Origin of the sequence: Rhizobium sp. Root1334 (genome assembly GCF_001426665.1) — a bacterium.
Lineage (GTDB): Bacteria > Pseudomonadota > Alphaproteobacteria > Rhizobiales > Rhizobiaceae > Pararhizobium.
Map to the genome: position 1 here is coordinate 1 of NZ_LMEY01000010.1, position 17,518 is coordinate 17,518.

A 17,518-nucleotide genomic window follows, 5' to 3' on the forward strand; every position below is an offset into this window, starting at 1 on the left:
AGGTGGCGAGGGAGGAAACCTTTGCGCCGCTGGCGCCGATTGTTTCCTTCAAGGACGAGGCAGACGTCATTGCCATGGCTAATGATAGCGAATTCGGTCTCGCCTCGTATTTCTATGCCAAAGATATGGCTCGTATTTGGCGTGTTGCGGAAGCGCTTGAAGCTGGAATGGTCGGCGTCAATACCGGCATGATCGCCAATGAAATGGCGCCCTTTGGCGGCATCAAGCAGTCCGGCACCGGGCGCGAAGGATCGAAGTACGGCATAGAGGGCTTTCTGGAGTTGAAGTATGTTGCGCTCGGGGGTCTCTGACAGTCGGAAATAAACGTTCGATGACACCAGTGTTTCTGACCTCGCGCGTGCCACTCGTTTGGTTATTCGGCATGATTAATTCATGTTTGCTATCTGCGCCGCGTCTTTTAAGCCCAATTGGATCGGAAGTCGTCGCCCGATGGCTCCCGATTTCACGTTGCTTTTAATCTGTTGGTTAAACAGATCCTCCGGATACAACATACGCTACGCGACACGGAGCCGTTACTCTTCCGTTAACCAATAAGGAGCACGCTGGGGAAGTTGTCGGGCTTCCTTCGCCGACACCAACGTATGGATCATTTGAGCCTGGTCCACATGCCCCGTTCGTTATAGCGAACGGGGCATTATTTCGCCGCAGATTTTAATTCCAGCGCTGAAGAAATCGCCTCGCGACCCCTATGAATCCGCGGGTTCTTGATCTTCGAATTGGCGCTAGTGTGTGTTCCAATTTGAGGATGGAGCGAATGGGAATGCAGGATCAGACATTTGTCGTGGACAGCGCATCTGAAGCCCTCGCGGCTCTTCAGATCCGTTTGGCGGCTCACTGCTCAAAACCGAATACCGATGCGAGTATCGCCTCAGCTATCCACATCGCCAGAGCAATGGTCGAGGAAGCGCTCCGGCCCTTGGAGCTTAATCCTTACGTTGGTCCGATCCTTGAAAACATTAAAGCCCACTGCGAGCATGAGCTCTTTCTGCGGCTTCGTACCAATCTGGCTACAATCTCGAAAGCACAGGCCCATTAAGGCAGCTATTAGTCACCTAGAACTAAAGTAGGATTCTAACCCCCTTGGCTACGAGACCTTCTCGGACCTGCCGAGCGGTTGCCGAGGTTCATGAACAGCTCTACAATTCCAGGCGTCTTCGCTCGGCGCTCAGCTGTCGATCACCAGAAGAATTTGAAACCAAACTGCCCGGCGGGCGGCATAGTTTGATGCGCCTCCCTGGTCCAGCCTGAGGGGTTAACTCAACTACCGGGTCAGTTCTCGGTGGCAATCGACACTCTGAATGCTCTTCGAGTGACGGCAACGGTCCGAGCAGAATTTGACATCATTCCAGTTTTTTGCCCACTTCCGCCGCCACGTAAAGGACAAGCCGCAGGATGCGCATTTCTTCGTCGGCAGCTCAGATTTCTTGATCATCTTCGGCACAGATGCGTCGCTCCTGGTGAAATCCGTAACGTCCAATGCCTTTTCAAATCCGTTCACCGTCATCCAGTTTCTGCAGGAACGCTGAAGCGCTGTCGCGGTAGGACTGCTTCTTATCGGGATCCATGCGCTGCCACGAGGAGAAGACCTGGGAGAGACGATGATTTTTCGACAGATTTCCGGCATTGCGATCGATGAAGTTCCAATACAGTGAATTGAGCGGGCAGGCCTCCTCGCCTGTCTTTTTCGAGACGTCGTATCTGCAGCCATCACAGTAGTTCGACATGCGTGAGATATAGGCACCGCTTGCGGCATAGGGTTTGGATGCCATGAAACCGCCATCGGCGAACTGGCTCATGCCGATGACGTTTGGGAGCTCCACCCATTCGAAGGCGTCTGCGTAAACGGCCAGATACCACTTGTGGAGAGCGTGGGGGTCGAGACCCGCAAGCATTGCGAAATTTCCGACCACCATAAGGCGCTGAATATGGTGTGCATAAGCATGGGTAATTGTCTGCGTAATCACCGATGAAACGCAGGACATATCGGTATCACCGGTCCAGAAAAACTCTGGCAGCGGTCTGTGCGCATCGAAGACGTTGCTGTTTTCATAGCCCGGCATTTTCAGCCAGTAGATGCCGCGAATATATTCGCGCCACCCGATGATCTGCCGGATGAAACCCTCAACGCCGTTGAGCGGCGCTTGTCCATCAAGATAGGCGCGTTCCACTGCCCGGCATAGCGCCAGCGGATCAAGAAGGCCAATGTTAATATAGAAGGACAAAAGCGCATGGTTGAGGAATGGCTCTTCCGTCAACATCGCGTCCTGGGTTTCGCCGAAGTTCGGTAGAAAGTCCCTGATAAACGCGTCCGCAGCTTTTTCCGCGTCGGCACGGGTCACCGCAAAAGAGAAATGAGCCGTCGAACCCATATTCCCTGGAAAAGCGCTTTCAACGAGGTCGAGGACATCCCTTGTCAATGCATCCGGCGCGAAACCAGGATGCTTTGGGCGAAAAAGGTCCGGCTTGGCAGGCTTGCGATTGTCCGCGTCAAAGTTCCATCGTCCGCTCTCCGGATCTTTTCCATTCATCAGCAGACCCGTACGGCGGCGCATGTCCCGGTAAAAATATTCCATCGTCAGAGAGCGGCGGTGCTGCGCCCAGGCTTGAAACTCTGCTTTCGAACACAAGAACCGGGTGTCGCTGCGAATTTCGACCGGGAGATCGAGAGATGATTGCCATGCTTTCATGGCGTGGAGGACCCGCCATTCTGAGGCTTCGGTGACAACGATGCGTTGTGGTAAGTTAGCGGCAACAGAGCGCGCAAGCTCACCGCTGAACGAACCGGAATTGTCAGGAGCGTTTAATTGGGTATATCGGACGTCAAAGCCTTTCCCCCGGACCTCCAGCGCGAAATGCCGCATGGCCGAGAAAATCAAGGCCATTTTCAGCTTGTGATGATGCACATAGGTTGCCTCCTCGATCACCTCGCACATCAAGATAACGTCCAGTTCGGGATCAGCATTTTCCAGGCTGGATAGTGACAGCGAAAGCTGGTCGCCGAGAATGAAGATGAGATTTCGGACCGGTTTCACGGCGATTTGCCTGCTTATCATTGTTCATCGCAGCTCATTCAAAGGAAGCGATGATGGAAATAAAAGGTCGGCTCGCACAGCATTGTCCCGCCGGGCCCAGACTTCAGGATAACCAAGGTGAAAAATACTAAGGTGTCACCCCACCATAAGTCCGGGCATCAGGGGCGGCACGTGCGCGGGCCAATATACGCTGCAGCGTCCGTCGATGCATGTTGAGAAGGCGAGCAGACTCGGACACGTTGTTTCCTGTTTTTCTGAACACACTGAGGATATGCTCCGAACGTACCATGTTCGGCTCTTTGAGGGTGCATGCCGCGCGGGATTTCGCCCAGTCGGTTATGCCAAGGACCTCAAGGATTTCATCTGCATCGGCAGGCTTGCTGAGAAACTCGGTGACACCCAGCTTGACTGCAGCGACAGCCGTCGAGACATTTCCATATCCGGTGAGCATCAACGTTTTTGTATCTGCAGAGATAGCCTTTACGGCCTCTACGATTGTCAGTCCGTTCTGCTGCCCAATACGGAGGTCGGTAATGACAATGTGCAGTTGGCAGGAGCTTATGATGGCAAGAGCCTCTTCCGCCGTGCCACATACCAACACATTGAAGCCTCGTTCTGTGAACGCCTTGCCCAGCCTTTGTCCAAATACACAGTCGTCATCTACAATCAGGATGGATCGTGTTTTGGAAAGGGCAATGGTTTCCGTTGCGGCATTGATCTTTTGTGCATCATCGCTCACGACCGTCTCCTTTTGACCGGGATCAACACGGTATACGTAAGGATTCAGCACCAGATGCAGGGGCCGGATGTTTTCTGCTGCCCAATTTATCAGCATGTCCCGATGCGTGCGACGCTGCGGCTACCAGAGAATAGACGTTCCGTCATAGGCGTAGAACTTTCCAGTGTCACCAGGCTTTAATCCGTCAAGCATGCGCAGGATGCGGCTTGCAGCTTCATCAGGCTCCGACCTTGCGTGACCGGCAGAGAACGGCTCCGACAGGGAGGTGGATACTGTTCCTGGATGCACTGCGACGATCAGTGATGATGGGTTCGTCCTGGAAATCTCAATCGCGGCCGTGTGGACGATCTGGTTAAGCGCAGCCTTCGAAGAGCGGTACGAGATCCATCCTCCCAGAGCGTTGTCGCCGATCGATCCGACCCGCGCCGACAGAAGCGCAAGAATGACGCGCTTCTTTTTAGAGAGCAACGGTACGAAGTGTTTCAGAACGAGGGCAGGTCCCACGGCATTGACCGCAAATTGGGCCATCATCGACGCCTGCGATATCTGCCGTATCGATTTCTCGGGCCCGACGCCGTCGATGGTCAGCGCACCTGTCGCGCAGAAGATGAGGTCAAACTCCTCCGCCTTGAGCGCTTCTGCTGCACGATGCATGGAATTCTCATCAGTTACATCAAACCCGTCCTCGCGCCTCGATAGACGGACGAACTTGCCGCAGTTGCCGTCCATATCTAGCTTCCGCGCCATCGCACTTCCGATACCGCCACTGGCTCCGATCACTAAGGCGGAATACCCGGCTGCCAAAGAAGTCATCAACGGGTCTTTCATTGACACCTCCTTGGTTGCTAGGGTTGGCGAACGACGGCCTCTATCCACGGGCGAGCATAATGAACCGCGCCTGATCCGTAGCGGACGTCTCAAACAGTCCGGTGAACGTGGTTGTCAGCGTCTTTGCCCCTTGCTTGCCGATGCCCCGCATGGCCATGCACATGTGCTCGGCCTCGATCATCACCGCGACACCCTTCGGTCTCAAACTTTCATCGAGCGAATGGGCAATCTGGGCGGTCATGGTCTCCTGGGTCTGCAGGCGGCGGGCGTAGAGATCGACCAACCGTGCCATCTTAGACAGCCCAAGCACGCCGTGGTCTGGGATGTATGCGATATGTGCAATCCCATGAAACGGGACCATGTGGTGCTCACAGTGGGAATGGAACGGGATGTCCCGGACGATCACCATGTCCTTATATCCGGCTACATCCGAAAACGTCTTCGACAGCACGTCCTCTGGAGCCATGTCGTAGCCGGCGAACAATTCGCGGTAGGCTTTCGCGACACGCTTGGGCGTATCGAGCAGACCTTCGCGTGAGGGATCGTCGCCAGCCCAGCGGATCAGCGTGCGCACCGCGGCCTCCGCTTCCTGCTGTGTCGGGTGTTCAAGTGCAGGAAAAAGGGCGGCCTCCGTGACGATCGCATCCATGAGAGATACTCCAGATATGGTTAAACGACAGGGATACGGGCACTTTCAAAGTTCAGATCAAAAATTCCAGGTTGGGATGCCGTGATCGTTTTGATCTGCTTCTGCGCGGGTTTCGTATTGTTGGCAATCTTAAAGGGTTATTCGCTTGTCTCGCAGCATTGCCATTGTAGGAAACGGTTCGTTCGCTCCATCCGATGCAAGCGCGATCGATAAGTGTGACGTTGTTATCCGCTTCAACGATTGTCGTTCAGTTGGTGGCGGTGGATTGCGTACAGACGTGATCGCCGTCTGTAATACGGGGCGACCCGCAAAGTCGATGATCCGACAGCGCTCCTGGCGCGAGCACCCCGCGATATTACAGGCTTCCGCTCTTTGGTGCGTTCGAGATGGGGCGAGGTTCGCTGAGCTGGAATCGCTATTGACCGGTCAGTATCCGGTACTGGATGACTTTTGCGAGGATTTCACAGCTGAGTTCGCGAGCTTCGCCGCTGAAACCGAGAAGGCATTCACAGCGATACCGCGCCTCTACCATGATCGACTTGACAGAGAACTGCAGGCTCTCACGTCTGAAAGCTATATCGTGCCCAGCTCAGGCCTGATGGCAATCACATATGTGATCGGTGAAGTCGCCGCCGCTGGAGACATCGTGATGCTGGCTGGCTTCGGCCACCAGGGATGGAACGGACATCCGTTCGATGCCGAGCGTGACCTGATTAAAAGTTACGTCGCCCGAGGACAGCTGCACAGGCTGCACCCATTTGGCAAGCGAGCGCGGCAACTGCAGGGTTGACGTCCCGTTTTCGTCATCGATACGCAGTTCAGGCAACCTCATCCAGAATGGACCCGTTATGGTAAAGCGACCGAGAATTGGGATTATTGGCGCGGGGATGGCGGGACTGACGGTCGCGCGAGCGTTGTCGTCTATCGCCGATATCGGCGTTTTCGAAAAGAGCCGGGGTGTCGGAGGCCGGATGGCAACCCGACGGATTGACGAGGTCTCCTTCGATCATGGCGCGCAGTATTTTACCATCAGGAGCGACCGTTTCCACGATTCACTGAAGGCTGGTCAGGCCGACGGCGTCATTCAGTCCTGGAACGGTGAAGTGGTTTCGTTGAGCAGGGATGGACTGTCGCAACGGTTCCAGCCTGCCACACCGAGATATGCCGGCGTGCCGTCGATGAACGCGTTGCCCAAGGCAATGGCCATCGGTCTTGATGTCCGTGTCGACGAGCAGGTCGCCAAGATCACCGGAGACCCTGGACGATGGTTCCTTCATATTGCGGATCGGCGCGAGGGGCCGTTCGACTGGGTTTTCGCCACCGCACCAGCACCTCAGTCTTCAGCCGTTCTTCCATCCCGCTTCGCACACCATGACATGCTCGGTGCCGTCGAGATGAGCGCATGCTTCACGCTGATGATCAGGCTGGACTACGATGGCAGCATTCCCTTCGTGGCCGCTCGTATCGACGACCCAGTCATCGACTGGATTTCCCGGAACAACACCAAACCGGGCCGGTCGGAGGCACCCTGCCTGGTCGTGAACTCGAATTCCATGTGGGCCGATGCCAACACCGACAAGCCGCTCGACACTATCCGTCAAAAGATGATTGAGGCGGTGCGTCGCTATATCCCGGTCGCGCCGTCAGAAGCGGATGCAGCGATGATCCATCGCTGGCGATATGCCAATGTTCAACGGCCTGCGGGAAGCGCCTATCTGATGGATCGGGCATCGCAATTGGCCGCTTGCGGCGACTGGTGCATCGGGGGCCGCGTCGAAGCGGCCTTTCTGAGCGGGGCGGGTCTCGCGGACGCGCTGCGTGAGATTATCGAGGCATCGGAATGAATGCCACACCGCGCACTATAGCGACTGCTCTGACCTATATGGGTGCGTTTCCCTTCTGGCTGCTGATGCTCGCCCCGGAAACCGTCCTGGGAGTGAATACCGCCTCAATCTTCCTGTCGTACGGCGCAATCATCAGCTCGTTCATGGCCGGGACGCTGTGGGGAACCGAGACCAGAGGCCGAGGCGACCTGTTGATGATCGTGACGAGCAACGTGTTTGCGTTGATCGCCTTTGCGACCCTCGTGCTTGGCCTTTCAGTAACCGCCCTTTTCGTGCAGATGGTGCTGTTCGGGTTATTACTTATGGCCGATTACCGAACCGTTGCCGGACGCGACGATCAGCGCTGGTACTGGAAGCTTCGTCTGCGGGTGACTGTGATCGTAGCTTTTGCCTATTGCGTCATGCTGATGGACCGCGCCGTCTCTGCGAGTGGCTGAGGGCAATCTCTGAAACCAGATTATCAGCGGCGTTGCGCACGCCGGGATAGGGACTGGCGGATACGGTCGAGAACAAGGCGGTGTTCATATGGTTTCACAAGGGCGGGTCCCTCGTTGCAAAGACTTCCGGCCTCATCGACGGCCTTGTCAATCGATCCCGCCAGGATGACCTCGACGTGCGGCATTTTCGACCTGATCCACGCCTGCAATTGAAAACCGCTTTTATCCGTCGTCATGTCGGCGAGAACAATCCCGACCTTCAGGTCTCTGGAGACAAGAACCGCCTGCGCCTCCTTGCCATTTGCGGCCTCATGCACGACAAAGCCGCATTCCCGCAGGTATTCGGCCAGAGGGTGCCGCAAAAGGATGTCGCCCTCGACAAGGAGAACGGTTTCGGCTGACGGCATCAAGCTTCTCCCCTGGCCTTTTTCGCAGTCGCGACCAGCATGTCTATGGTGGCATCGAGATCGTATGGCTTCGGCAGTACGAGACCACTCCATTCGGTCCCGTCGTAGAAGGCAGATGTCACGATAACCGGGATATCAGGGTAGTGTTCGGCGACTTTCGACGCCAATTGAGCTCCTGTCAGGCTGCCCGGCATGCGGTGATCGGTAAAGACGACATCCACCTGGCCATCCTCCGCAACCAGATAGTCCCAGGCCTCGTCAGCGGTGGCGGCGGAGATGACAAGCGTACCGCCAAGGTCTCGCAGACCGTCTGCCACCATAATGCGGATGAGGATTTCATCTTCCACGACGAGGATGCGAACTGCACCACTCGGAACGGTCTCCATATCGATTTCGATCATTGTCAGCCCCTGAGGTCGCCCGAAACTCGTAAGCAGCCGAAAAGGTTCCAACGAAAAAAGAGAATTGTCCGATATGCCTCTGGTTTCATCCCGAATCGTACATTTTCGAGCACTACTGATCCGCACTGCAAAACTCGCGTATAAAGGCCATGAAGACATCAACGCCCGTTCAATCCGTCTCTGTCGAACGTCCGGAGGCTGGCAACGTAGTCAAGCTCCCGACAGCCTTCGACGGAGGAAGCCGAACCATGGCAGATGGGCGAAAGGCACTTGAACCCGGGGACATCAATGCCCTAATGGCTGCGGTTGCCGAACGTCAGGACGTCGACGCCTATCAGCTTCTCTATAAGCATTTCGTTCCGAAGGTCCGCGCTTACATGTCCAAGATCGGCAGCGACCGTGCGTTTGCCGACGAGATGGCACAGGAAGCCATGCTTACGGTCTGGCGGAAGGCGCGCCTGTTCGATCCGGGCAGGGGACAGGCTTCAACCTGGATCTACACCATTGCTCGAAACGTCCGGATCGACGCTCTACGCCGGGGGCCTCGGCCGACCTTCGACCCGAACGACCCGGCTTTCGTTCCTGAAGACGAACTTGGCGCCGACGTGGCGTTCGAGCGCCAGCAGGATGCCGACAGGCTCAGGGTTGCGATGGCTTCATTGAAGCCCGACGAAATCAAAACGCTCCGATTGTCATTCTTCGAGGACATGGCGCACCCCGCCATTGCCGCGGCGCTGGACATTCCGATCGGAACCGTGAAATCAAGGATCAGAAACGCATGTCTGAAGCTGCGCGCAATACTCAAGGACGCGTAACTGTCCTTCATCACCTCAGTGACGAGCTGCTGATGTCCTATGCGGCCGGCACCCTGTCTGAAGGATGGAGCATTGGCGTCGCCACGCATATGTCATTCTGCCCCGTATGTCGCCAGCGCCTTTCCGAGTTTGAAAGCATCGGCGGCCATTTCCTGGAGTGCGAAGAAGTGGAAGGCGATGAGACCTCCGGGTGGGAGGAAATCCAGAAGCGTCTGGACGTTCCAAGTTCGAATGTCACTGATATCGCAGTCCGGAGCGATGCCCTGATGCCGCAGCCGCTTTTCTCTTACGTCGAGGCTGCGGGCGGATTGCGGTGGCGCTCTCTGGGTAGCGGGGCAAGTCAGATGAAGGTGCCGACATCGGATCCAAGCACGATCGTCAGGCTTTTGAAGATACCTGCCGGCAAACCTGTTCCTGAACATGGCCATAGTGGCCGCGAGGTGACGCTCGTCCTTGCCGGAAGCTTCGGCGACTCTGTCTCCGTCTTCAACCGCGGGGACGTCGAATTGGCCGATGACGATCTCACGCACCAGCCGAAGGCCACGCCGGAAGAGGACTGCATCTGCCTGGCGATAACCGAAGCCCCGCTGCGTTTCACCAGCCGGATCGTGCGTTTCCTCCAGCCGTTTCTCGGTATTTAATCTCAAACGCGGTTGCCGCCTTTCGAAGCGGCCATGATCAGCATCGAACTATCAGGACGACGGCATGACTCACGTTACCGAACGGGTTGATAGTTTCGAAACCGGTCCCTTTGGCTTTCTCGGAGCAATTGGCCCTGCCAGTTCACTTATCAAGAATTTTGATTGGAGCACCACAACGCTCGGTGCGATTGCGACGTGGCCCGGCTATTTGAAATCGGCGGTGTCGATAATGCTCCAGTCGCCTGTACCGATGACAATTCTGTGCGGTTCAGACGGGGTGATGATCTACAATGACGGCTATGCTGTGATCGCCGGCGCAAAGCATCCCGAAATTCTCGGAATGACAGTACGCGACGCTTGGCCAGAAAATGCGGCATTCAATGCCCACGTGATGCAGGTCGGTCTTTCTGGCGCGTCACTGACCTACCACGATCAAGAGATAACCCTGCAGCGCGGCGGCCCGCCAGAACAGGTTTGGCTTGACCTCTTCTATTCGCCCATCCTTGACGAAACCGATCAACCAGCCGGCGTTCTCGCCGTCGTGATTGAAACGACCCAACGGGTGCTTGCCGATCGGCGGCTCGCAAATGAGCATCACCGTTTGCAAACATTGTTCGAACAGTCGCCGACGTTCATGGCAATGCTCGCCGGACCGGATCACACCTTCGAGATGCTCAATCCTGAATGCAGCAGGCTTATAGGCGGACGCGATGTCATCGGCCAGCCCTTGGCGTCGGCGCTTCCCGAGATTGATGAGCAGGGCTTTCTTCCTGCGCTTGATAATGTCTTTAAGACGGGAGATCCCGCCACACGTCGGTCCGCCAAACTTGTTTTCCAGTCTGTCGATAGCGATCCGGATGAGTGCTTCCTCGACGTCGTCTTCCAGCCAGTCAGAGACGACGGCGGCGACATCACACACATCTTCGTCCAAGGCTCGGATGTCACAGAGAGGGTGCGCGGTGAACGGCAGCAGATGCTTTTGATCGCGGAACTCAACCATCGGGTCAAGAACAGCCTGGCGTCCGTCCAGTCCATCGTTGCCCAGACGCTGCGTGCCACGCCGTCGATTGTCCATGCCAGATCCGCAATCACGTCCCGCATCATGGCGCTCTCGCGTGCGCATGATGTCCTCACACACGAACGCTGGACGGGAGCCGATCTGCACGTGATCATCGAGGCGATGCTTCAGCCCTTAGAACAACAGGCGAGGGGGCGCTTAGAAATATCAGGACCGAAAGTAAGGCTTACAACGAGAGCGGCGCTGTCACTTTCCTTCGCGCTGAACGAACTGGCGACAAACGCTGCCACACACGGCTCGCTGTCGAACGATGTTGGTGTTGTTAAACTGTCATGGACGGTGACAGGAGGTGACTTCGGGGAGTTACATCTGACCTGGCGCGAGAATGGCGGGCCTGAACTCGTTTCGTCCGGCAGCGCAGGGTTTGGAAACCGGGTAATTTTGCGGGCAATGCCGTTGGAATTGGGTGGGAAGGCGACCGCCACCTACGATAGGCCGGGGATGGTGTTCAACCTAACGCTGCCATTGGCGAACATCGAAGAGAAATCGTAACCTGCAGGATCTGCACGGAACAGCACAGGCCCGCCCAAAAGTGAGCGGGCCTTGCAATAACGTCTTACTTATCGAGCTTCAACAGGTTGGATACCGTAAAGATGTCCTTGTCGCCGCGGCCGCAGAGATTGACGATGATGATCTGATTTGACGTCATCTGGGGTGCGGTCTTCATGACCTCGGCGATGGCGTGCGAAGGCTCCAGCGCAGGAATGATGCCTTCCTCGGTCGACAGGAATTGGAACGCTTCGAGCGCCTCGACATCCGTCGCCGATGAGTAGGTCACGCGGCCAGAATCCTTCAGCCACGCATGCTCCGGCCCAACACCGGGATAGTCGAGACCAGCCGAGATCGAATGGCCTTCATTGATCTGCCCGTCCTCGTCCTGAAGCAGATAAGTCCGGTTGCCGTGTAGCACGCCTGACCGTCCTTTCGTCAAAGACGCGCAGTGTTCCAACGTATCGAGACCTTTTCCAGCAGGCTCGACCCCGACCATCTTTACACTGGCATCGGAAAGAAACGGGTGGAAGAGGCCAATGGCGTTGGAACCGCCGCCGACGGCTGCGACCAGAAGATCGGGAAGGCGACCTTCCTGTTCCAGTATCTGCTCTCGTGCCTCAATGCCGATCACCGACTGCAGCGTTCTCACCATTTCGGGATAGGGATGCGGCCCGGCGACGGTTCCAATCAGATAGTATGTGTCGTCGACGTTCGAAACCCAGTCCCGGAGCGCCTCGTTCATCGCATCCTTCAGGGTGCCATTGCCCGACGTCACAGGCCGCACTTCCGCGCCAAGCAGTTTCATCCTGAAGACGTTCGGAGCCTGTCGCTCGATGTCCTTCGCGCCCATGTAGATGATGCACTGAAGGCCGAACCGCGCCGCCACGGTGGCGGTTGCGACGCCATGCTGTCCCGCACCTGTTTCGGCGATGATACGGCGCTTTCCCATCCTGCGGGCGATTAGAATCTGGCCCATGCAGTTGTTAATCTTATGGGACCCCGTGTGGTTGAGCTCGTCGCGCTTCATGTAGACGCGCGCGCCTCCCAGCCGGGCCGTCAGGCGTTCCGCGAAATATAGAGGGCTGGGCCGTCCCACGTATGTGCGTGAATACTGATCCAGTTCATCCCAGAACGATGGGTCTGTCTTGGCACTCTGCCATTCAGCGTTGACCGCGAGCAGTAACGGCATCAACGTCTCGGCAACGAAGCGGCCGCCGAACGGGCCGAAAAAGCCCTCAGCATTGGGCAGGGCGTAGGATAACATGTGGCGCATAGCGGTGAGCTCCAATCTGCAGCGGATACGCGAAGGAGCGCTCCTCGGATGGCGCGCGAGGAAATTAATTCCAAAACATCGCATTGATCCTTCAAACAACAGTTCGAGGTCGTTTACACCTGTGGATTAGGCCGGCCCATGGACCATCAAAAACGATTGTCGAACGGTGCAGACCGGTGATTGCCAATACGGGCGGCATCACCTTGGGCAGTCTGAATCTTACAGCCAACCGGATTTTTTAAACCGGCAAAACAAGACACTGCACAAAACAACGATGGCACCAAGCACCACGAAATACCCATAGCGCGTGTCAAGTTCGTTCGGCGATATCGTGGCTCTTGGCGACTGCACTTTTCATTCTTGCGTCGTAGAGACGATGATGGGACCCGGTAACTTTCGCCTCATACATAGCGATGTCTGCCAATTGAAGCAGCTCTTCTGCCGAAGAACTGTCTTTTGGATACTGAGCAACACCGATGCTGACGTCAAGCGAATGGGGTTTTCCCGACGCTATGACGGGGGCCGCCAGGGAGTGTCGTAAACGTCCGACGAGGTTCAACACCTCGCTCTCGGAGACGTTTTCGACAACCAATACGAATTCGTCACTATCGATGCGTGCAAGGGTTTCTGAACCACGAGCGGTTGATTGGAAGCGACGCGCAACCTCGATGGGGACTTCATCACCAACGGAATGACCACGCGTATCGTTGATTTCCTTGAAGCGATCAAGATCGAGAAAAAGCAGGCAGACATTAAGCGTGGCTTGCTTGCCTCTCTCAACAGCCGGGCGCAGATGATCCAGCAGGAGCGTACGGTTTGCGAGACCCGTAAGGGCGTCAAAGAACGCCAATTCCTGGATATAATTATCCTTGGCTTTTCTCTGCGTAACGTCCTGAACGATCGCTATAAAAACAGGTGGTTGTTCGCCCGCCGCAAAATGGAGGTGAATTTCGGCGAGGTAAACGCTCCCATCTTTCCGCTTATGCGAGGTTTCAAATGACAAACTGGCGGTTTCCTGTCTGACCAAAGGGCCGATCATTGCCTCGAAGCTCGCCTGCGTCATTTCCGGTTTGATATCGATTGGAGTGAGATCGAGCACTTCCTCGCTAGAATATCCGAGATTTTCGCGTGCCCCCCGGTTCACGAGAACGAACTTCAGTGTCTCAGCATCGAAGACATAAAGCTCGTTCGACGAATGGTCGAGGATGCGGCCGATGCTCGCGAGCTTGGCATCGGTCAGCTTCCGATCAGTAATATCCTGAAACGTCCCAATGATATGGGCTGGCGCACCATTCAAAACCTCGACATCGCCGATGGAGCGTATCCGGCGTTTTCGTCCACGCGCAGTTATAAAGTCAGCCTCAATTTCAAAGGCTTTGCCCAGGATGATTGCGTCCTGCACCGCAGATCGAACATGTGTCCGATCTGGCTCGGGATAGAATTCCAGGCCCTTTTCCAGGGATACAGTCTCGCCATCCTCAAGCTCGTGAAGGACACGAATTTGATCGGACCAAATCACATCATTGGTCGCGATATCGATGCGCCAGGCGCCGATGGCCGCCATCCGTTCGACTTGCTCCAGCAACGTTTCGCGGCGCTTCGCCTCTGTAGTTTGACGATTGGCTTCCTCGTTCGCGGCCTTCGCTGCGGTCAGATGGAAATGCGCAGCCAACAAACCTTCGACAGCGCATCCCAAGCGAGTGAGTTGCTGCACCTGTTCATCACTCGGTATTCTTGGGACTGTATCAATAACGCAGAGAGCTCCCAAAAAGAGCTCGCCATCGAATGACAGCGGTACGCCCGCATAAAATCGAATTTTCGGCTCACCTGTGACGAGCGGATTATCCTTGAAACGCGCATCGACCGAGGCGTCCTGCACAATCAGGGGCATTTTTAGGCTGATTGTATGATCGCAAAATGCGACACTTCTTGACGTTCCCTCCAATTCGGTTCCACACCTAGCCTTGAATCATTGCCGTTCTTCAGCAATGAGCGAGACAAGCGATGTCCGGCATTTGAATATGGCTGCAGCCGCTTCCACGATAGCGTTAAAAGCCGCCGTTGGTGGCGTCCCGATTATTTCGAGGTTGTGAAGTGCCGTAACGCGCTTCCGCTCTTCAGTCAGGTTTGATGCAAGCACGACCGTGTTCCTACTCAGATATTCCGGTGGATCGAAACAAGCTTTGGGTTGAAGAAAGATATTTCACCCGACTTTGCATGTGACTATGCCTGATTTTTCTGAACGAATCCTTTTGGGACGGCAAAGCTATCGATTGTTGGATTTGCGGTCATTTTGCCTCGTCTTTCGGTTGGTCGGCGCGATAACAGTCACAGCCGATAATCTCGTGGGATATCATGAGCACCGGGCGGCACGACTCGGCGCAGCGCAAGCGTAGTGCGCCGAGTTATTAATCCATATCTTCGCTGATCGACGTCAGGACAGTCAGGCGATGGCATTCGCATGCGCGCAATTTTTTGTGTCCTGCTGACGTTCGTCTCGCCAATTAAGCCCGCCATCATAACGCCAGACCATCTGCCCGTTCTCGTCGAGCGCAAAGAGGCTAAGCCATCCATTGTCGAAGAGGCCACGCACCTGCGGATGCCGCTTCAAGATGTCGGAGATCGCCTCTTTCGGTGCCTCGACGGCCACGGTCAGGCGAAGCGGCTCGTGGACGAAATCCACACCGTCATGCACCGACTGCCAAGGAAGGCCTGCGCGCAGGTTTCCGCCATTGCCCTCGACCACTCCAATGCCACCGACGACATTGTGCAGCAGCTTGTTGCCCGCCCCGAAGAGCGTGGGCGCGACCGTGGAGCCGAAATATTGCAGGCTGATCCAGCTCGCGACGACGACGGGGGCCGTGAGGATGAGCTCAAGGATCTTGAAGCCCTCATCCTTGCGCCAGGCATAGTCGTGCAGGAAAGCCTGACCTTCCAGCGACCGACCGGCGGTGCGCTTCCGCGGCGCGGCGATAAAGGCACGGCAGCCGGCAAGCCCGAGCTCTGGCCGGACTTCCGACCAATCCCGGCTGCGCTCAATGACGCTCTGCGCCGTTGCCCGCGGCAAACGTCTCGCCCTCTCGGCCCGCGTCAACCGGCCAGCTTGGGCGAGCCATTGCCGGATACGGTCGATGTCCTCGGCCCCGATGTCGTTCTCAAGATCGCCTTCGAACAGCGTCACGGTATCCGTCGTCGTATCGTGCAGGCTGCCAAGGAAGACGGTGTCCGCAGGGACGGCGATGCCGTTGGTTGCAAGCTGCTCGCGCACCGCGCGATCGTTCAGCAGGTCGGCCAGCAGACGGGCATTGACGTCGCCCGCGTAGCCGCCGCAGGCACCGCAATGGAAGGCGCTGGCGTATGGATTATTGATCACGTTGGCGCCATGCCCGGAGATCAGCACGAAGCGGCCAAAATCTTCGGTGAGCGACATGGCCTTGAGTACTGTTTCAGCAATAACGGCCCGGGTTTCGAGGTCGAGGCTGGGGCCAAAGCGGGGCTTGGCGGTATCCGGACCCTTGCCCTTGCTGAAGCCCAGACCATCGCGCACCAGCTTGCCGGCATAAATGGGGCCCATCGCCTCGACGAAAGCAAAGGAGGAAACAGCGGCCAGCTTGAACCGGCCCCAGGCCCGAACCGCACGGGCGCTGAACCGCGCCTGCTGGTCGGCATCCTGATCGTGATCGACGGCACTGCAGCTGAAGACGGATGGCTTCAGCAAGACCGGCAGACGGTGTTCGGAGACGTCGGAGGCAAAACCCTTGTGACTTGCGCCGAGACCGAAGAAGCCGGCAAAGCCGAGCGTCCGAATGCCCGGATCGATGCTTTCCAGCGAGCGCCTGAAGACTTCAGAGCGCACGTCGATGCAGAAGGCGGCCTGCAGAACCGGCCGCAACTCGGCAATCTTGATTGTCGAGGGTGCAGCAAGCTTCACGGCGAGCTTCCGCTGCGCTGCGCGCTCGGCAGCCACCTGCAGCAACCCGTCGATGACGGTGTCGAAATCGGGGTTGATCGGCTCGACATGGGTGCGCCGTACCCGCTGCCACTCGCTCTCGATTCCAGCCTTGTGACGCGCATAAAGCGCCTCTTCGAAGACAAGCCGGATCGCCAGCAGTTCGAGCGCCGTCGTATCCGTCCGACCCTCGATCTCGGCCTTGAACTGGATGTGGCGCGCGAACTGCGCCCAGCCACCGACAGTCAACAGAAGCTGGTGGAAATAGGTGCCGGGCTCCGCGCCGAGGCCGAGCGAGATGGTGGCCCGCTCGATGGCAACATGCGGCGTTTCCGGCGTTTCCGCCACATGAGTACCAAAACCCTTGAGGCCAAGGATTTCCGGCGTTAGGTCATGGGTCGCGAACGCACGCCATGCGGCATAGAGGCCGTTGCGCCGGGAAGAGGCCCAGAGTGCGTGGCCCTGATCGAAGAAACCGGCAGCAAAGGTCCCAATCCGATCTGAAATGAGCCCCGGCCAGTCTTTCCCCGTAGCACTCGCTGCGAGTTCGGCGACGGTCGGCAAAGCAGCGATCGGTTGCGCCTCCTCGAAAACCATGGCTTTCAAGGCTAAAAGGTCGATGCGATTGAAGAGCGGGTGTGAATCGAGCGCCGCAACGAGATCCTCGTCGATGATATCACCGCTCTCGATCTTCTGGACATAGTGCTTGCGCGGCAACGCGAGCCGCACGCCGGCGATCCGGGCGATTCGAGCAGCCGTCTGGTCGAGGGTTTCGACTACCTGGCCAAGGAAAGGGTTGACGGCGACCGTCGCCGTGAGTGGCCAGGCCGGTGGGATGGCCCGCACCGCCTGATCTGCAGCCCGCGCCAGGGCTTCGCCGATCAGCGTGTCGACTGTGGTTATCTCGTTCAT

At 56.9% G+C, this 17,518-nt stretch carries 18 protein-coding genes and 1 pseudogene; 8 read left to right on the forward strand and 11 right to left on the reverse strand.

What is annotated here, in order from left to right:
* Both ASD36_RS13475 and ASD36_RS13480 read left to right on the forward strand, forming a co-directional pair.
* A partial coding sequence (locus ASD36_RS13475; protein ID WP_156393853.1) for an aldehyde dehydrogenase family protein occupies window positions 1-311 on the forward strand: 311 nt, incomplete at its 5' end.
* 470 nt (window positions 312-781) lie between these two features.
* A complete protein-coding gene (locus ASD36_RS13480) occupies window positions 782-1,057 on the forward strand; it encodes a hypothetical protein (protein WP_156393854.1) in 276 nt (91 codons plus the stop codon).
* Window positions 1,058-1,282: 225 nt separating this feature from the next.
* Here the strand turns inward: ASD36_RS13480 and ASD36_RS30100 are convergent, their stop codons facing one another.
* From ASD36_RS30100 to folE, 5 genes are all read right to left on the reverse strand, one after another.
* Window positions 1,283-1,525 (reverse strand): DUF2256 domain-containing protein, encoded by a 243-nt coding sequence (locus ASD36_RS30100; RefSeq protein ID WP_347360128.1) that lies wholly within the window; start codon window positions 1,523-1,525, stop codon window positions 1,283-1,285.
* Complete coding sequence (locus tag ASD36_RS13490) at window positions 1,506-3,053, reverse strand: cryptochrome/photolyase family protein (RefSeq protein ID WP_347360129.1); 1,548 nt, start codon at window positions 3,051-3,053, stop codon at window positions 1,506-1,508. Before ASD36_RS13490 ends, ASD36_RS30100 begins: the two co-directional genes overlap by 20 nt.
* Window positions 3,054-3,180: 127 nt before the next feature.
* Window positions 3,181-3,792 carry a response regulator gene (locus tag ASD36_RS13495; protein WP_244489829.1) on the reverse strand — a complete coding sequence of 204 codons (612 nt, stop codon included), beginning with the start codon at window positions 3,790-3,792 and terminating at the stop codon, window positions 3,181-3,183.
* Window positions 3,793-3,912: 120 nt separating this feature from the next.
* On the reverse strand, window positions 3,913-4,620 hold the full coding sequence (locus ASD36_RS13500) for an SDR family NAD(P)-dependent oxidoreductase (protein ID WP_244489830.1): 708 nt from the start codon (window positions 4,618-4,620) through the stop codon (window positions 3,913-3,915).
* A gap of 40 nt (window positions 4,621-4,660) precedes the next feature.
* Window positions 4,661-5,269, reverse strand: coding sequence for a GTP cyclohydrolase I FolE (folE, locus tag ASD36_RS13505; RefSeq protein WP_060511100.1), 609 nt, complete (start codon window positions 5,267-5,269; stop codon window positions 4,661-4,663).
* Window positions 5,270-5,414: 145 nt separating this feature from the next.
* Here folE and ASD36_RS13510 point away from each other — a divergent pair, with 145 nt between their 5' ends.
* Genes ASD36_RS13510 through ASD36_RS13520 form a run of 3 tightly spaced genes read left to right on the forward strand, consistent with a single transcriptional unit; the run spans window position 5,415 to window position 7,550 of the window.
* Window positions 5,415-6,059, forward strand: coding sequence for a hypothetical protein (locus ASD36_RS13510; protein ID WP_060511101.1), 645 nt, complete (start codon window positions 5,415-5,417; stop codon window positions 6,057-6,059).
* 58 nt (window positions 6,060-6,117) lie between these two features.
* Window positions 6,118-7,113 (forward strand): FAD-dependent oxidoreductase, encoded by a 996-nt coding sequence (locus ASD36_RS13515; protein ID WP_082562802.1) that lies wholly within the window; start codon window positions 6,118-6,120, stop codon window positions 7,111-7,113.
* Window positions 7,110-7,550 (forward strand): DUF3429 domain-containing protein, encoded by a 441-nt coding sequence (locus ASD36_RS13520; RefSeq protein ID WP_060511105.1) that lies wholly within the window; start codon window positions 7,110-7,112, stop codon window positions 7,548-7,550. The genes ASD36_RS13515 and ASD36_RS13520 overlap by 4 nt, the downstream gene beginning before the upstream one ends.
* Window positions 7,551-7,573: 23 nt before the next feature.
* On the opposite strand, the gene ASD36_RS13525 is transcribed toward ASD36_RS13520, so the two are convergent.
* Both ASD36_RS13525 and ASD36_RS13530 read right to left on the reverse strand, forming a co-directional pair.
* On the reverse strand, window positions 7,574-7,957 hold the full coding sequence (locus tag ASD36_RS13525) for a response regulator (protein ID WP_060511107.1): 384 nt from the start codon (window positions 7,955-7,957) through the stop codon (window positions 7,574-7,576).
* On the reverse strand, window positions 7,957-8,358 hold the full coding sequence (locus ASD36_RS13530) for a response regulator (protein ID WP_060511110.1): 402 nt from the start codon (window positions 8,356-8,358) through the stop codon (window positions 7,957-7,959). The genes ASD36_RS13525 and ASD36_RS13530 overlap by 1 nt, the downstream gene beginning before the upstream one ends.
* A gap of 296 nt (window positions 8,359-8,654) precedes the next feature.
* Here ASD36_RS13530 and ASD36_RS13535 point away from each other — a divergent pair, with 296 nt between their 5' ends.
* The 3 genes from ASD36_RS13535 to ASD36_RS13545 all read left to right on the forward strand — a co-directional run bounded on the left by ASD36_RS13535 (window position 8,655) and on the right by ASD36_RS13545 (window position 11,384).
* Window positions 8,655-9,173 carry a sigma-70 family RNA polymerase sigma factor gene (locus ASD36_RS13535; protein ID WP_244489831.1) on the forward strand — a complete coding sequence of 173 codons (519 nt, stop codon included), beginning with the start codon at window positions 8,655-8,657 and terminating at the stop codon, window positions 9,171-9,173.
* Window positions 9,137-9,814 carry a ChrR family anti-sigma-E factor gene (locus ASD36_RS13540; protein ID WP_060511113.1) on the forward strand — a complete coding sequence of 226 codons (678 nt, stop codon included), beginning with the start codon at window positions 9,137-9,139 and terminating at the stop codon, window positions 9,812-9,814. Before ASD36_RS13535 ends, ASD36_RS13540 begins: the two co-directional genes overlap by 37 nt.
* Window positions 9,815-9,878: 64 nt before the next feature.
* A complete protein-coding gene (locus ASD36_RS13545; RefSeq protein ID WP_060511115.1) occupies window positions 9,879-11,384 on the forward strand; it encodes an HWE histidine kinase domain-containing protein in 1,506 nt (501 codons plus the stop codon).
* Between the two features lie 64 nt (window positions 11,385-11,448).
* Here ASD36_RS13545 and trpB read toward each other — a convergent pair whose 3' ends face one another.
* The 4 genes and pseudogenes from trpB to ASD36_RS13560 all read right to left on the reverse strand — a co-directional run bounded on the left by trpB (window position 11,449) and on the right by ASD36_RS13560 (window position 17,518).
* The gene (trpB, locus tag ASD36_RS13550; RefSeq protein ID WP_112834769.1) at window positions 11,449-12,657 is read right to left on the reverse strand and encodes a tryptophan synthase subunit beta; all 1,209 of its coding nucleotides are present in this window, start codon (window positions 12,655-12,657) and stop codon (window positions 11,449-11,451) included.
* 219 nt (window positions 12,658-12,876) lie between these two features.
* Window positions 12,877-12,981, reverse strand: a pseudogene (locus ASD36_RS31450) (magnesium transporter); the annotation flags it as partial.
* On the reverse strand, window positions 12,968-14,602 hold the full coding sequence (locus ASD36_RS13555) for a diguanylate cyclase (RefSeq protein WP_277995999.1): 1,635 nt from the start codon (window positions 14,600-14,602) through the stop codon (window positions 12,968-12,970). The pseudogene ASD36_RS31450 and the gene ASD36_RS13555, both read right to left, overlap by 14 nt.
* Window positions 14,603-15,100: 498 nt before the next feature.
* Entirely contained in the window at window positions 15,101-17,518 is a 2,418-nt protein-coding gene (locus ASD36_RS13560; protein WP_060511119.1) for a DUF2309 domain-containing protein, read from the reverse strand.

What these genes read in the sequence shown, in the direction of transcription:
- ASD36_RS13560 (WP_060511119.1), bottom strand. Translation starts at nt 17,518, where the DNA reads ATGAACGAGATAACCACAGTCGACACGCTGATCGGCGAAGCCCTGGCG.
- ASD36_RS13500 (WP_244489830.1), bottom strand. Translation starts at nt 4,620, where the DNA reads ATGAAAGACCCGTTGATGACTTCTTTGGCAGCCGGGTATTCCGCCTTA.
- ASD36_RS13520 (WP_060511105.1), top strand. Translation starts at nt 7,110, where the DNA reads ATGAATGCCACACCGCGCACTATAGCGACTGCTCTGACCTATATGGGT.
- ASD36_RS30100 (WP_347360128.1), bottom strand. Translation starts at nt 1,525, where the DNA reads ATGACGGTGAACGGATTTGAAAAGGCATTGGACGTTACGGATTTCACC.
- ASD36_RS13480 (WP_156393854.1), top strand. Translation starts at nt 782, where the DNA reads ATGCAGGATCAGACATTTGTCGTGGACAGCGCATCTGAAGCCCTCGCG.
- folE (WP_060511100.1), bottom strand. Translation starts at nt 5,269, where the DNA reads ATGGATGCGATCGTCACGGAGGCCGCCCTTTTTCCTGCACTTGAACAC.
- ASD36_RS13535 (WP_244489831.1), top strand. Translation starts at nt 8,655, where the DNA reads ATGGCTGCGGTTGCCGAACGTCAGGACGTCGACGCCTATCAGCTTCTC.
- ASD36_RS13545 (WP_060511115.1), top strand. Translation starts at nt 9,879, where the DNA reads ATGACTCACGTTACCGAACGGGTTGATAGTTTCGAAACCGGTCCCTTT.
- ASD36_RS13540 (WP_060511113.1), top strand. Translation starts at nt 9,137, where the DNA reads ATGTCTGAAGCTGCGCGCAATACTCAAGGACGCGTAACTGTCCTTCAT.
- ASD36_RS13525 (WP_060511107.1), bottom strand. Translation starts at nt 7,957, where the DNA reads ATGCCGTCAGCCGAAACCGTTCTCCTTGTCGAGGGCGACATCCTTTTG.
- ASD36_RS13515 (WP_082562802.1), top strand. Translation starts at nt 6,118, where the DNA reads ATGGTAAAGCGACCGAGAATTGGGATTATTGGCGCGGGGATGGCGGGA.
- ASD36_RS13530 (WP_060511110.1), bottom strand. Translation starts at nt 8,358, where the DNA reads ATGATCGAAATCGATATGGAGACCGTTCCGAGTGGTGCAGTTCGCATC.
- trpB (WP_112834769.1), bottom strand. Translation starts at nt 12,657, where the DNA reads ATGCGCCACATGTTATCCTACGCCCTGCCCAATGCTGAGGGCTTTTTC.